This window comes from Paenibacillus sp. FSL K6-4396 (assembly GCF_038002525.1).
Taxonomy (GTDB): domain Bacteria; phylum Bacillota; class Bacilli; order Paenibacillales; family Paenibacillaceae; genus Paenibacillus; species Paenibacillus amylolyticus_B.
The window spans coordinates 5977300-5991793 of record NZ_JBBOCR010000001.1 but is presented as its reverse complement, the minus strand read 5'-3'; the positions used below and the strand labels follow the sequence as shown (position 1 = coordinate 5991793).

Here is a 14494-nt window from a genome sequence, read left to right as displayed (position 1 = left end):
CCTATGATCAGCATAATTAACGGAGGTAGACGTTTGGGTAGAAAAAGCAGATATACACGTCAGAAGCGACGTTCATTTTGGCCCGGTTTTCTCGGGGCTTGTCTGATCGCCGGGGGGGCTTACTGGCTTATAACGAATGTATGGTTGAACCAGACTTATGAAGACCCCGACTGGGTAGGAAGAAGCCAGCCTATTTTTGTAGATGGGCAACTGATGGATGGAGACGCTCTGGGTACAGGAGATCAACTCAAGTTGCCTGTAGATGTTCTGCAAGAAGCGATTGATGCAGGCATACGTTATGAATCAGAATCGGGAGATATCATTATTGCCTCTCCTCAGCGAGTCCTTCATATGAAAGATGGAAGCACACAAGCAGAACTTAATCACAAAGATTATCCTATGACAGTTAAGCCTGAGGTTAAGGACGGAGAAGCCTATATTCCGCTCAAACCTTTGAAAGAAGTATATGGCATAACCGTACAGGAAGATTCAGTAACAGGTGCTGTGCTGCTGATGCGTGGTGGAGACATGATACAGTATGCAGAGATTGATACATTATCATCCAAAGCGGACAAGACCGTGCCGTTATATAAACGTGGGGGAGAATCCTCACCAATCATTGCCGATATGGAAAAGGATGCACGGGTACGTGTATGGCAGACGGGTGATAAACAGAGTTTTGTTCAACTTGATAATGGATATGCCGGATATGTAGATAATGATTATATTGTCCTCACCGAGAAAAAGAAGGTGGACTTGCCTAAGTATACGCTGACTGCAGCAGAGAAGAAGTGGCAGAATAAACCGGTAAATCTGGTTTGGGAAGCCGTGTACAATCGTCAGCCTGATGTGGGTTCTATCGGTAAAATGCCTGGTGTGAATGTGGTCAGCCCCACATGGTTTCATATTACGGATGGACAGGGCACGGTGAAAAGCAAGGGAAACCAAGCTTATGTGAACTGGGCTCACCGTTCGGGTATGGAAGTATGGGGACTCATGGATAACAGCTTTGACCCGGACGTTACAAAAGAAGCTGTAGCTACTTACGAGACACGCACTCATATTATTGAGCAGATGTTAGAGTATGCGCAGACGTATCAACTGGATGGTATTAACATCGACTTTGAGAACGTGTATACAGATGACGGGCCTAACATTACGCAATTTGTGCGCGAGATCAAGGCGATGGCACGTATACATGGATTGATGTTATCAATCGATGTAACACCGAAATCAAACAGTGAGATGTGGTCTGCCTTTCTGGACCGCCGTGCATTAGGTTCTTTTGCAGACTATGTTATGGTGATGGCTTATGATGAACATTGGGCGGCCAGTCCCAAGGCAGGTTCGGTAGCATCTCTGCCTTGGACCGAGGCTTCCATGAGACGCATACTTGAGGAGGATGAAGTCCCTTCTAACAAGTTGATCATGGCGGTTCCGCTCTATACCCGGATCTGGACGGAAGAGACGAATGATCAGGGTGAGGTTAAAGTGTCTTCCAAAGCGGTGGGCATGAATGCCATTGTGGAGCTGATCCAAGAGAAGAAACTCAAACCTGAACTGGATCAGGCAAGTGGACAGAACTATGTGGAATATAAGGAAGACGGAGCTACCAAGAAAATATGGATCGAAGATGCCGTGTCCCTTCAGGCGCGGGTGGATTTGATTGCTTCGTTGAAGCTGGGCGGAGTAGCAGCATGGAATCGGAGTTTTGCTAATGCCTCTGCATGGGAGGTATTAAAGCAGGCTGGTTACCAAAAATAATTTACTCGAACTCAGAGTGTCTGATTGCTTCAATTTATTTTCGCTAAGTTCAAAGTTTCCCCTTGGGTATCATCATACGTGCGGTCTACCGTTTTATTGGTCTTAGAACTTATAACTTAACTTCATATTTTAGCTATTGATAACAGCAATAAGGGCTCACTTATAAGCCAAATCCAAAAAGGTCCGGTAAACATACCGGGCCTTTTTTTGTTCTTCAATGAAATTAAGGTAAAAGACATTTAGCGGTTGGAGATCATATCGTGCTAACCATCGGTGGGGGGAACTGTTGTAGAAGGCGCTTTCAGTTGCTGACTGGTCATGTTGGCCTTATTAGGGTCCAGGGTGAGGATGGTATGACAGAACATACACCGATCCGTTTTGCCAAGCATTTTGGTTAACTTCCCGCATTCCGGACAGTCGACTTGTACTGCACTGGTGGAGAGCATACCCGCCCAAAAATAAATGGCTAGACTGGCCATCATGGCAATCAGTCCGATGACGAGCCCTACAGCTGCGAATACCTTGCCTGCATGTCCCCAGAAAACAATCCCGGCTGTTCCGAGTATCATTAGGCCCATACCTAGCATGGTCAGTAGTAATCCCCAAGTGCGAAAAGCATTAATTTTTGCTGATTTAAAAATCATGAAAAATGCTCCTATCGTATGAGTAGTATCGGACCTGGAAAAGAAGGAAACTTCAGTCTGGATGTAGAATTACATTATAACTGACTTGGCGCTTATCTGCCATGAAATGTATGGAGGGAATCGTGGAATTAAAGAACCTTGCTTTTTTGTCCGAACAGTCGGAAGAGACAGGGGCAGTTGGGGCTATCGCTTATTCCCACCCGGGAGAGCGATTCCACGGCTCCCTAATTCAAGATTTCGAATTATTAGTACTTGTTGTTCATAATGATGATCAATTGAAGTCGGCAGTGGGACATTACAGATATGGTGATCTTCGTTATCAGATGATCTATGCAAGCCGTCATGAATTAAAGAGTAGTGTAGTTACCGGAAATCATAATAATCTCACCCAGTGTCTAATTGAAGGTGAGATTATCTGGGAAGCGGACAGCGCATTAAGTGATTTGCGAGAAGAACTGTCTACCTTTGGGGCAGAATTGCGTGAGCAGATGCTGCTTCATGAATTCACCAGTTTTTTGAGAATGTATGTGGAGGCCAAACGTCATATTCAGGAAGGCCATGTTGTAGACGCCTACTACAATGTATTAGAGGCTCTGGGGAACTGGGCAAGAATTGTATTGATTGAACAGGGGATATACCCGGATCATGCCGTCTGGACACATGTGCAGAATCTGGATCGCGCTTTATGGAAACTATATCAAGAGCTTACCGTAAGCTCGGAGACGCTGGAGCAGCGAGTAGAGCTTGTCCTGCTTGCCTGTGAGTTTTCCGTAATGTCCAAAATGAGTGAATGCTCAGAACTGCTGCTGCGTGTGTTAAGAAGTCGCAAGGAGCCGTGGAGCATGAATGAACTTGTTCATCATCCGCAGTTAAGATTTGTTCGAGAAGATCTGCCATTGGTTATACGTAAGCTGGTCTTTCGTACTATTGTAAAAGAATCGGCAGGATGGCCATCGATCGGAGGAGAGGGCCGGGAGATTCGGTATTGGATAGAGGCATAACCTCCTCCCGAAGTCTGACGTTATATTGATCACATAAGGGAGGGGAAACCTTCCTTTTTTGTTTGTTTAATAATTTATAAAAAGATGTTGACTCTCATTCATGATATATGATACATTATATTTCGTTCCTCAAACGAGATTATCGTCAACAAACGATAAATTCTTCAGAGGAAAAGTGAAGAACTAAAGCTTCAAAAAAGAAATTAAAAAAAGTTCTTGACGAAAACAAACGAAATGTGTTACATTATTTAAGTCGCCGCCGAAACTTGGTTGAGACGAAAATGAAGTGAAACAAACCGTGTTTGATCTTTGAAAACTGAACAACGAGTGAGTAAACATTCTGCTTGCAGAATGAACGCGAAAGTTTGAAACGAGCCTTGGCTTGGATCGACTGGAGCACAAATGAGATTTTTAATCTCGTCAGATTCAAAATGAGCTTATCGCTCTTTTCAATACTTTATTGGAGAGTTTGATCCTGGCTCAGGACGAACGCTGGCGGCATGCCTAATACATGCAAGTCGAGCGGAGTTGATAGGAAGCTTGCTTCCTTGATACTTAGCGGCGGACGGGTGAGTAACACGTAGGCAACCTGCCCTCAAGTTTGGGACAACTACCGGAAACGGTAGCTAATACCGAATAATTGTTTTCTTCGCCTGAAGAGAACTGGAAAGACGGAGCAATCTGTCACTTGGGGATGGGCCTGCGGCGCATTAGCTAGTTGGTGAGGTAACGGCTCACCAAGGCGACGATGCGTAGCCGACCTGAGAGGGTGATCGGCCACACTGGGACTGAGACACGGCCCAGACTCCTACGGGAGGCAGCAGTAGGGAATCTTCCGCAATGGGCGAAAGCCTGACGGAGCAATGCCGCGTGAGTGATGAAGGTTTTCGGATCGTAAAGCTCTGTTGCCAGGGAAGAACGCTTGGGAGAGTAACTGCTCTCAAGGTGACGGTACCTGAGAAGAAAGCCCCGGCTAACTACGTGCCAGCAGCCGCGGTAATACGTAGGGGGCAAGCGTTGTCCGGAATTATTGGGCGTAAAGCGCGCGCAGGCGGTCATTTAAGTCTGGTGTTTAATCCCGGGGCTCAACCCCGGATCGCACTGGAAACTGGGTGACTTGAGTGCAGAAGAGGAGAGTGGAATTCCACGTGTAGCGGTGAAATGCGTAGATATGTGGAGGAACACCAGTGGCGAAGGCGACTCTCTGGGCTGTAACTGACGCTGAGGCGCGAAAGCGTGGGGAGCAAACAGGATTAGATACCCTGGTAGTCCACGCCGTAAACGATGAGTGCTAGGTGTTAGGGGTTTCGATACCCTTGGTGCCGAAGTTAACACATTAAGCACTCCGCCTGGGGAGTACGGTCGCAAGACTGAAACTCAAAGGAATTGACGGGGACCCGCACAAGCAGTGGAGTATGTGGTTTAATTCGAAGCAACGCGAAGAACCTTACCAGGTCTTGACATCCCTCTGACCGGTACAGAGATGTACCTTTCCTTCGGGACAGAGGAGACAGGTGGTGCATGGTTGTCGTCAGCTCGTGTCGTGAGATGTTGGGTTAAGTCCCGCAACGAGCGCAACCCTTATATTTAGTTGCCAGCACTTCGGGTGGGCACTCTAGATAGACTGCCGGTGACAAACCGGAGGAAGGTGGGGATGACGTCAAATCATCATGCCCCTTATGACCTGGGCTACACACGTACTACAATGGCCGGTACAACGGGCTGCGAAATCGCGAGATGGAGCCAATCCCAACAAAGCCGGTCTCAGTTCGGATTGCAGGCTGCAACTCGCCTGCATGAAGTCGGAATTGCTAGTAATCGCGGATCAGCATGCCGCGGTGAATACGTTCCCGGGTCTTGTACACACCGCCCGTCACACCACGAGAGTTTATAACACCCGAAGTCGGTGGGGTAACCGCAAGGAGCCAGCCGCCGAAGGTGGGATAGATGATTGGGGTGAAGTCGTAACAAGGTAGCCGTATCGGAAGGTGCGGCTGGATCACCTCCTTTCTATGGAGAATCGTTTCCTGCAACGGAAACATTCAAATATAAGTCTTCAGGAAGCATGCTTCCGAAGCGAGCTTTACTTCGTAAAGCTTTTAACTCACTCGTTGCTCAGTTTTGAGAGCTCAAACTCTCAAAACAGCTTGCTTTTGCATGGAGCTTGTTCTTTGAAAACTAGATATCGAAACGAAACAAACGCGAATTAGAACATTCCTTTTTAGCTGAACTTGTGTTAAACAAGTTTAATAAATTGGTACTTAATTGCTTTTGCGATGGTATTGGATGGGAGTGACTTTTGGCTTTGGACGTAGTCCAAAACAAGGGAAGCGAGCAGCCAAAACCGGAGCAAACTGGTTAAGCTACTAAGAGCACACGGAGGATGCCTAGGCGCTAGGAGCCGATGAAGGACGTGGCGAACAACGAAACTGCCTCGGGGAGCTGTAAGCAAGCTTTGATCCGGGGGTGTCCGAATGGGGAAACCCAGCTGGGGTAATTTCCAGTTACTCACAACTGAATACATAGGTTGTGCAGAGGCATACCAGGGGAACTGAAACATCTAAGTACCCTGAGGAAGAGAAAACAATAGTGATTCCGTCAGTAGCGGCGAGCGAACGCGGAGAAGCCCAAACCAAAGAGCTTGCTCTTTGGGGTTGTGGGACGTCTCACATGGAGTTACAAAGGAACCGGTTAAGCGAAGAGGTCTGGAAAGGCCCGCCAAAGAAGGTAAAAGCCCTGTAGTTGAAAGTCTGTTCCCTCCGAGACGGATCCCGAGTAGTGCGGGGCACGTGAAACCCCGTATGAATCCGGCAGGACCATCTGCCAAGGCTAAATACTTCCTAGCGACCGATAGTGAAGCAGTACCGTGAGGGAAAGGTGAAAAGCACCCCGGAAGGGGAGTGAAATAGAACCTGAAACCGTGTGCTTACAAAAAGTCAGAGCCCGTTTTAGGGGTGATGGCGTGCCTTTTGTAGAATGAACCGGCGAGTTACGTTCCCGTGCAAGGTTAAGGTGAAGAGCCGGAGCCGCAGCGAAAGCGAGTCTGAATAGGGCGACTTAGTACGTGGACGTAGACCCGAAACCGGGTGATCTACCCCTGTCCAGGGTGAAGGTGCGGTAACACGCACTGGAGGCCCGAACCCACGCATGTTGAAAAATGCGGGGATGAGGTGGGGGTAGCGGAGAAATTCCAATCGAACTCGGAGATAGCTGGTTCTCCCCGAAATAGCTTTAGGGCTAGCCTCGGAAAACAGAGTCGTGGAGGTAGAGCACTGATTGGGTGCGGGGCCCGCAAGGGTTACCAAGCTCAGTCAAACTCCGAATGCCATAGACTTACTTCCGGGAGTCAGACAGTGAGTGCTAAGATCCATTGTCAAAAGGGAAACAGCCCAGACCATCAGCTAAGGTCCCCAAGTGTGTGTTAAGTGGGAAAGGATGTGGAGTTGCACAGACAACCAGGATGTTGGCTTAGAAGCAGCCACCATTGAAAGAGTGCGTAATAGCTCACTGGTCGAGTGACTCTGCGCCGAAAATGTAACGGGGCTAAACACACCACCGAAGCTATGGCTTGATGCTATGCATCAGGGGTAGGGGAGCGTTGTATAAGGGTTGAAGGTGTACCGTAAGGAGCGCTGGACATTATACAAGTGAGAATGCCGGTATGAGTAACGAAAAGATCAGTGAGAATCTGATCCGCCGAAAGCCTAAGGGTTCCTGAGGAAGGCTCGTCCGCTCAGGGTAAGTCGGGACCTAAGGCGAGGCCGAAAGGCGTAGTCGAAGGACAACAGGTCGAAATTCCTGTACCACCGTAAGCCGTTATGAGCAATGGGGGGACGCAGTAGGGTAGTGACGCGGACTGATGGATGTCCGTCTAAGCAGTAAGGCTGATGTGTAGGCAAATCCGCACATTGTAAGGCTGAGCTGTGATGGGGAGCGAAAATTGTAGTAGCGAAGGTCATGATCTCACACTGCCAAGAAAAGCCTCTAGCCAGGTGAAGGTGCCCGTACCGCAAACCGACACAGGTAGGCGAGAAGAGTATTCTAAGGCGCGCGGAAGAACTCTCGTTAAGGAACTCGGCAAAATGACCCCGTAACTTCGGGAGAAGGGGTGCCCCGGTAGTGTGAATAGCACGAGGGGGCCGCAGTGAAAAGGCCCAAGCGACTGTTTAGCAAAAACACAGGTCTGTGCGAAGCCGTAAGGCGAAGTATACGGGCTGACGCCTGCCCGGTGCTGGAAGGTTAAGGGGAGTGGTTAGGAGCAATCCGAAGCTGTGAACCGAAGCCCCAGTAAACGGCGGCCGTAACTATAACGGTCCTAAGGTAGCGAAATTCCTTGTCAGGTAAATTCTGACCCGCACGAATGGCGTAACGACTTGGGCGCTGTCTCAACGAGAGATCCGGTGAAATTTTAATACCTGTGAAGATGCAGGTTACCCGCGACAAGACGGAAAGACCCCATGGAGCTTTACTGCAGCTTGATATTGAATTTGGGTACGATCTGTACAGGATAGGTGGGAGCCTTTGAAGCATGAGCGCAAGCTTCTGTGGAGGCAACGTTGGGATACCACCCTGATCGTATCTAGGTTCTAACCTGGTACCGTAATCCGGTGCGGGGACAGTGTCAGGTGGGCAGTTTGACTGGGGCGGTCGCCTCCTAAAGAGTAACGGAGGCGCCCAAAGGTTCCCTCAGAATGGTTGGAAATCATTCGAAGAGTGCAAAGGCATAAGGGAGCTTGACTGCGAGACCTACAAGTCGAGCAGGGACGAAAGTCGGGCTTAGTGATCCGGTGGTACCGCATGGAAGGGCCATCGCTCAACGGATAAAAGCTACCCTGGGGATAACAGGCTTATCTCCCCCAAGAGTCCACATCGACGGGGAGGTTTGGCACCTCGATGTCGGCTCATCGCATCCTGGGGCTGAAGTAGGTCCCAAGGGTTGGGCTGTTCGCCCATTAAAGCGGTACGCGAGCTGGGTTCAGAACGTCGTGAGACAGTTCGGTCCCTATCTGTCGTGGGCGTAGGAAATTTGAGAGGAGCTGTCCTTAGTACGAGAGGACCGGGATGGACGTACCGCTGGTGTACCAGTTGTTCCGCCAGGAGCACCGCTGGGTAGCTATGTACGGACGGGATAAACGCTGAAAGCATCTAAGCGTGAAGCCCCCCTCAAGATGAGATTTCCCAGTATGTAAGACCCCTTGAAGACGACGAGGTAGATAGGCTGGGGGTGGAAGTGCAGCAATGCATGGAGCTGACCAGTACTAATCGGTCGAGGGCTTATCCAATTAGCAAGTGATAATTCGCATGTTTCGTTTCGAATCTAGTTTTCAGAGAACGATCTCTGAAGCATATTCCCTGATAGCTCAGTTGGTAGAGCACTCGACTGTTAATCGAGTTGTCACAGGTTCGAGCCCTGTTCGGGGAGCCATATGGAGAGGTGTCCGAGCTGGCCGAAGGAGCACGATTGGAAATCGTGTAGGCGTCACAAGCGTCTCGAGGGTTCGAATCCCTCTCTCTCCGCCATAATATTAAGGCCCGTTGGTCAAGGGGTTAAGACACCTCCCTTTCACGGAGGTAACAGGGGTTCGAATCCCCTACGGGTCATAATAACTTCTCAAAAAAGAAGTTGATTTTTACAACAAGATTATGGTATGATCATAAATGTGTTGTTCGGAGGCTTAGCTCAGCTGGGAGAGCATCTGCCTTACAAGCAGAGGGTCGGGGGTTCGATCCCCTCAGCCTCCACCATATAAACTTTATAACGACGCGGGGTGGAGCAGCCCGGTAGCTCGTCGGGCTCATAACCCGAAGGCCGCAGGTTCAAATCCTGCCCCCGCAATCATACTTTCCTTTGAGAAAGTGATCTGGAACCGTGGTGTAGTTGGCCTAACATGCCTGCCTGTCACGCAGGAGATCGCGGGTTCGAATCCCGTCGGTTCCGCCATTTAATCTTTACATGAGGCAAACTGTTCACTACATCTGCTGTATGGCACTGATGCCCTATATAAAGTGTAAGGAATTAAGATTAGACTTTATTATGGCTCGGTAGCTCAGTCGGTAGAGCAGAGGACTGAAAATCCTCGTGTCGGCGGTTCGATTCCGTCCCGAGCCACCATTTTTAAAACAATTTAATATGCCGGTGTAGCTCAACTGGTAGAGCAACTGACTTGTAATCAGTAGGTTGGGGGTTCAAGTCCTCTCGCCGGCACCATGTAATCCTGGAGGATTAGCGAAGTGGCCAAACGCATCAGACTGTAAATCTGCTCCCGTACGGGTTCGGTGGTTCGAATCCATCATCCTCCACCAGTTTTTAGGGGCATAGTTTAAAGGTAGAACAACGGTCTCCAAAACCGTTGGTGTGGGTTCAATTCCTGCTGCCCCTGCCAATTATCTTTTAGAAAATAACCTTTTGTGGCGATCGTGGCGAAGTGGTTAACGCACCGGTTTGTGGATCCGGCATTCGGGGGTTCAATTCCCCTCGATCGCCCCTTTGTTTTTTCATTTTTTATTGGGGATTAGCCAAGCGGTAAGGCAACGGACTTTGACTCCGTCATGCATAGGTTCAAATCCTATATCCCCAGCCATTATGCGGACGTGGCTCAGCGGTAGAGCATCGCCTTGCCAAGGCGAGGGTCGCGGGTTCGATTCCCGTCGTCCGCTCCAAAATATGGCGCCATAGCCAAGTGGTAAGGCACAGCTCTGCAAAAGCTTTATCCCCAGTTCGAATCTGGGTGGCGCCTCCAGCATATGCCGGCGTGGCGGAATGGCAGACGCGCTCGACTCAAAATCGAGTGGGAAACCGTGGAGGTTCGAGTCCTCTCGCCGGTATATTGAATAGCCCTACATGTTGCTTATGCAATGTGTAGGGCTATTTTTATTTTATATAAATTGATTTTTTGTATTGTAAGGATAGTTGGACGTTAATAAAGATTGACGTATGATTTAATTAAGTATATTGTAGATAATTGAAGTCTTCAATTAAAGAGGAGTGAAGCATAGTGACTACTGGAAAAAATGTAACGGATACCGATCTGTTATTTGATCTTTCTGTATGGGAAGAGGCATGGAAGAACCGCCCGAGAATTTCAAAATATGAGAAGAAAAGCACTCCCTTTAATACAGAAGAAGCATTTGAGCGGTGGGCCAGGGATTATCATGCACAGTCGTTTACCGAAGAAGGAAAGCAGCGTTCTGAACGTATTATGGGCTGGATTGAAAACCAGGGTGTGGAATTCGCAGGGTTATCCATTTTGGACATTGGAGCGGCCTCAGGCATATTTACCATTCCTTTTGCGGAAAAGGGGGCAAATGTGACAGCAGTTGAGCCTTCTGAGTTGCTAGTCTCCTTTATGAAAGAGACGATACCTCCAGCACTTGAATCCAAAATCGAAATCGTAAACGAACGATATGAGGAAATCTCTATTCAGGATAAAGGCTGGGAGAAGAAATATGACTTTGCATTTGCATCCATGTGTCCGGCCATGTCGGATTGGGAAACGATTGAGCAGGCGATCAATTGCGCCCGGAAGTATGTGTATATAAGTACTATGGCGGGACAGAAGGAACACACACTAATGGATGAACTTAAGGATGTACTTGGGGTTACTTCTTCATACAAGGCCGGTGATATGGGCTATATCCAACAGTTGCTGTATTTGAAGGGTTATTCTTATACGATGATCATTACGAGAGAAGTTAACTCATTTGAAGTACCGGTGGAAGAGATTATCGAAAAGCTGCCAGAATGGCTTAGTACGTATGAGTTACCATCGAATGAAGATTCCCTCAGATTGGCTGAGAATTACATTAGCGATACGTACAAGGATAGTACGGTGACCTTCTCACGTGGAGCAAGATTTGGTAAAATTCTAATTCAACTTGAACAGCCAAATATGAAAACAGTTCGTACTAAGGATAAGCGATAAATCGCATACGCTTGGCAAGTGTACTGATAATCAGGAATTGAGATGGACAATGTAGTCTAACGTCTAAGATGACACTAGGAAGCATCACAACACTGCGCAAAGAGATGAACGGTTGAAACATATGATGTTAAGATTGTAGAAGTAAAGTTGTAAGTGAAGGGAGCAGGTTATGTGCTCCCTCTTTTTGAAGCCACTAATTTGTCGATCGCTTTGAACCAGACCCTCGTTTATTTAGAGATGTTCGAGACAACGAAAAACAAAACACAGACCTTGTTTTCAGAGAATGATCTCTGAAGTACATTCCCGGATCTCTCAGTTGGTAGAGCACTCGACGGTTAATCGAGTTGTCACAGGTCCGAGCCCTGTTCGGGGAGCCATATGGAGAAGTGGCCGAGCTGTCCGAAGGATTACGACTTACAAACGTGCTCCTTTTCTAATTTCGGTTCGACACTTCTGCTTTTTGCTTACGTTCCCGGTACTGGCCGGGGGTAATTCCTTCCCATTTACGAAATGATCGGATGAAATTTTGCGGATTGTTGTACCGCAGTCGTGCTGCGATCTCTTTAACGGTTAGATCACTTTCGTCCAGCCATTTTTTAGCGATGTTAAATCGGTACTTGGTCAGATATTCACTAAATGCACAGCCGGTCTCTTTGCGGAAAACACTACTTAAGTAGTTGGCATTGTAGTGAAGCTTAACAGCACATTCCTCAAGCGTCAGATCCTTATCATAATCTTGATGAATCATGGCAATCATTTTCTCAGATATATGCTGATACTGGGCATATTGTCTCGCTTTAAAAACCTGGATGACGGGCAAGATGACATGATGGTTAAACCACTCCTCAACTTCAGCAGCATACTGCAAACTATGAAGTTCATGAAACATCGAGCCACGACCTTGGGAGATCTGTCCGAGTCGTATGCCAGATTCCTGAGTCATTTGCAAAATATGCGTGAGTAGCCTCGTAAGAGCCACCTCATACTCCTCGGGTGTAACCTCCATACCAAAGATCACTTCAAGCAGTTGTTGCAGAAGAGCAGAGGACTGAACTTCGTCCGCGCTTTGAATAGCTTGGATCAACGAATATTCCAATGATTCCGGGTAGGTCATGGACCAAGTGGGAGCGTAATGATCTATGTTCTCATATTGAAAAATAATGCCTGTTCCCAGCTTCATCCGATGCCTCAATGCTTCCATGGCTTCTGTATAAGCTTGAGGGATGTGATGTAGAGAGCTGTGCGGCTGGCTGAATCCTATACTGACTTGAAGAGCTAGAATCTTATCCATCTGTTGTTGTAACTGATCTGTTAATACATATAGCTGCTGTGAAAAAATAAACTGATCCTGTTCAACGGTCCCAATCACCGTGACTACCGTATGTTCCAGCACAATGGGAAGCAATTGTTGGTTATGCACAACCGTTTCCTCCAATATATTTTGAATAGCGAATAATAAGAGATCACGATCACTAGCTCTATATTTTGTATGATTAACAAGATCGGCCTGTAGTGTAATAACAGCAATTTGTTGCCATTCCCGAACCTGATGTGTGTAGCCATATTCATGCAAGGTGTCATGAAGAGTATGAACAGGGATCTTACCCTGGAACAGATTCATCATAAAATGATTGCGAATCTGCAACAGATGCACATTAAGTGTGTTCTCTAATTGGGACCGAGAGGCAGATAATTGTGAGACCCCTGCCCTGATTTGTTCGAACTCATCAGAAAATGGTGGTGATTGCTGAGCTACCGTGTTTCCTTCTTTGGACAGGTGGTTGTCACCAAGTTGGGTTAAAAGTTTACGAATCGGGACATGCATTCGCTTGGAGCCGAGCCAGGCGAGTAATAATGAAAGTAAAAGTAAGAAGATACTGATATACAAGGTGTGTAATCCGATATCGATATATTCTTGTGTCAGAATATTGGTAGGTGAGATTAGAACATAAGTCCATCCTTTTAAGGTAGAAGGGCTATACGTCAGAGTATAATGTGTATCGTCGATCTTCACTTCTCGGTTTTCAAAACCTGTTGAAAATGTGATGGGTGATAGTTTGGTTATGTTGGCTTCTGTATCCCGATCCTGTAATCCAATGGCAGACAGCGGTTGTCCAATGTATACAGGATCGGGATGGACCAAGATACGTTGTTCCCGATTCATAATGATCAGTCCTGAGGCAGCATTTCCTAAGGAGGCTTCTCCTCGTGTATTTTGCAAAGAGCATGCAGGGATTCCCGCAATCAGAGCAGCATCAGAAGACGTATTCAGATTGGGAATAGACCTCGCTAGGGCAATATGATAAATACAGCCTGTACCGGGTGAACGCTCATCATTGCTGAACACCGATGAAGGGGAGAGCTGCCATCCAGAAATTAACGTATCCGATATCAATTCCTTCATGGGAAGAGCCAGCGGAAAATCGGTATTACGATATAATCCGGCATGATCAATAAGCCAATTCTGGGATTGATTCACCAGGGTAATATCCAGCAAAGGCTCCCATGACCTCATATTCTGAAATTCGCTCTGTAGCTTGTCGGCAAGCAAAGGTCCTTTCCCTTCTAGTGAAGAAGAAGCAGACAGGGAACGAAGGGTTACTGGAGAGCGAACGGCCTGATCAAGCATATAACTGACTGTAGCGAGTTTGTGCTCTACGTTGGATTGCATTTGTTCCAGCAACTGTCTGTTGGCCTGTGTACGATGCAGCTCTGTTTGGTTTGATGAATAGATAAATGCGGCAATTCCCGTTAACAAAATGGGCAGGGTGCTTAACAGGATTCCGAAGATGATCATTTTATGGAGATAGCTGATTGGTCGCACAGTTTCAGTTCCACCCCTGACATTAGAAATAGTAACACTTTCTATTTTAGTAAACGCTTACATATAGAACAATCTAAATTTTGTTTATTTGGATAAATAAGTAATTTTACAAGAGGGTATAGAAGTAGAGATAAGGGATTGCTGATAGATGATTTTGCAGAAAAGGCTAGAGAAGCGGCTTGGACTGAATATCCAATACGGAATCATGAGAAACGAAATTGCAGTGTGAACGTAAATAGAGACATGGTCATCATTCTCTCTACAGGTCGATATCGGCTAAAGGGTAGCCTGAATACGGGTAATAGAAGGTATCTGGAGTGTTATTCAGCTTAGGTGGAA

General features: G+C 47.3%; 5 protein-coding genes, 16 tRNA genes and 2 rRNA genes. 21 read left to right on the top strand and 2 right to left on the bottom strand.

Going from position 1 to position 14494, the window contains the following annotated elements; translation table 11 throughout:
* The first annotated feature begins 33 nt into the window (after positions 1–33).
* Positions 34–1764, top strand: a complete 1731-nt coding sequence (locus tag MHB85_RS26310; RefSeq protein ID WP_192136480.1) for a glycosyl hydrolase family 18 protein — start codon at positions 34–36, stop codon at positions 1762–1764.
* 263 nt (positions 1765–2027) lie between these two features.
* On the opposite strand, the gene MHB85_RS26305 is transcribed toward MHB85_RS26310, so the two are convergent.
* Positions 2028–2408: a DUF2614 family zinc ribbon-containing protein gene (locus MHB85_RS26305; RefSeq protein ID WP_076319627.1), complete on the bottom strand. Its 381-nt coding sequence runs from the start codon at positions 2406–2408 to the stop codon at positions 2028–2030.
* Between the two features lie 122 nt (positions 2409–2530).
* On the opposite strand from MHB85_RS26305, the gene MHB85_RS26300 reads away from it, so the two are divergent.
* The 20 genes from MHB85_RS26300 (at position 2531) to MHB85_RS26205 (ending at position 11708) form a co-directional block, all read left to right on the top strand.
* Positions 2531–3409, top strand: a complete 879-nt coding sequence (locus tag MHB85_RS26300) for a nucleotidyltransferase-like protein (protein ID WP_192136481.1) — start codon at positions 2531–2533, stop codon at positions 3407–3409.
* Positions 3410–3866: 457 nt separating this feature from the next.
* Positions 3867–5419, top strand: a 16S ribosomal RNA gene (locus MHB85_RS26295).
* A gap of 346 nt (positions 5420–5765) precedes the next feature.
* Positions 5766–8691, top strand: a 23S ribosomal RNA gene (locus MHB85_RS26290).
* The 16S and 23S rRNA genes sit together here with 15 tRNA genes alongside, the layout of an rRNA operon.
* A gap of 67 nt (positions 8692–8758) precedes the next feature.
* Positions 8759–8834: transfer RNA gene (locus MHB85_RS26285), tRNA-Asn, on the top strand.
* A gap of 3 nt (positions 8835–8837) precedes the next feature.
* A tRNA-Ser gene (locus MHB85_RS26280) sits at positions 8838–8929 on the top strand.
* Between the two features lie 9 nt (positions 8930–8938).
* Positions 8939–9010 (top strand) — tRNA-Glu (locus tag MHB85_RS26275).
* A 68-nt stretch (positions 9011–9078) separates the two neighbouring features.
* A tRNA-Val gene (locus MHB85_RS26270) sits at positions 9079–9154 on the top strand.
* Positions 9155–9171: 17 nt separating this feature from the next.
* Positions 9172–9245: transfer RNA gene (locus MHB85_RS26265), tRNA-Met, on the top strand.
* A 27-nt stretch (positions 9246–9272) separates the two neighbouring features.
* Positions 9273–9350 (top strand) — tRNA-Asp (locus tag MHB85_RS26260).
* Between the two features lie 95 nt (positions 9351–9445).
* Positions 9446–9521 (top strand) — tRNA-Phe (locus MHB85_RS26255).
* Between the two features lie 20 nt (positions 9522–9541).
* Positions 9542–9617: transfer RNA gene (locus tag MHB85_RS26250), tRNA-Thr, on the top strand.
* Between the two features lie 9 nt (positions 9618–9626).
* A tRNA-Tyr gene (locus MHB85_RS26245) sits at positions 9627–9712 on the top strand.
* A 6-nt stretch (positions 9713–9718) separates the two neighbouring features.
* Positions 9719–9792 (top strand) — tRNA-Trp (locus MHB85_RS26240).
* A gap of 28 nt (positions 9793–9820) precedes the next feature.
* Positions 9821–9893 (top strand) — tRNA-His (locus MHB85_RS26235).
* Positions 9894–9915: 22 nt separating this feature from the next.
* Positions 9916–9990, top strand: a tRNA-Gln gene (locus MHB85_RS26230).
* Positions 9991–9994: 4 nt separating this feature from the next.
* A tRNA-Gly gene (locus MHB85_RS26225) sits at positions 9995–10069 on the top strand.
* Positions 10070–10075: 6 nt separating this feature from the next.
* Positions 10076–10149, top strand: a tRNA-Cys gene (locus tag MHB85_RS26220).
* 6 nt (positions 10150–10155) lie between these two features.
* Positions 10156–10234 (top strand) — tRNA-Leu (locus tag MHB85_RS26215).
* Between the two features lie 170 nt (positions 10235–10404).
* The gene (locus MHB85_RS26210) at positions 10405–11331 is read left to right on the top strand and encodes a methyltransferase domain-containing protein (protein WP_192135839.1); all 927 of its coding nucleotides are present in this window, start codon (positions 10405–10407) and stop codon (positions 11329–11331) included.
* Positions 11332–11632: 301 nt separating this feature from the next.
* Positions 11633–11708 (top strand) — tRNA-Asn (locus MHB85_RS26205).
* Positions 11709–11764: 56 nt separating this feature from the next.
* Here MHB85_RS26205 and MHB85_RS26200 read toward each other — a convergent pair.
* Positions 11765–14155 (bottom strand): helix-turn-helix domain-containing protein, encoded by a 2391-nt coding sequence (locus MHB85_RS26200; protein ID WP_341073941.1) that lies wholly within the window; start codon positions 14153–14155, stop codon positions 11765–11767.
* Positions 14156–14494: the final 339 nt, after the last annotated feature.

Bases quoted from the DNA above. Each gene is read 5' to 3' on its own strand.
- MHB85_RS26305 (WP_076319627.1), bottom strand. From the start codon at position 2,408: ATGATTTTTAAATCAGCAAAAATTAATGCTTTTCGCACTTGGGGATTA.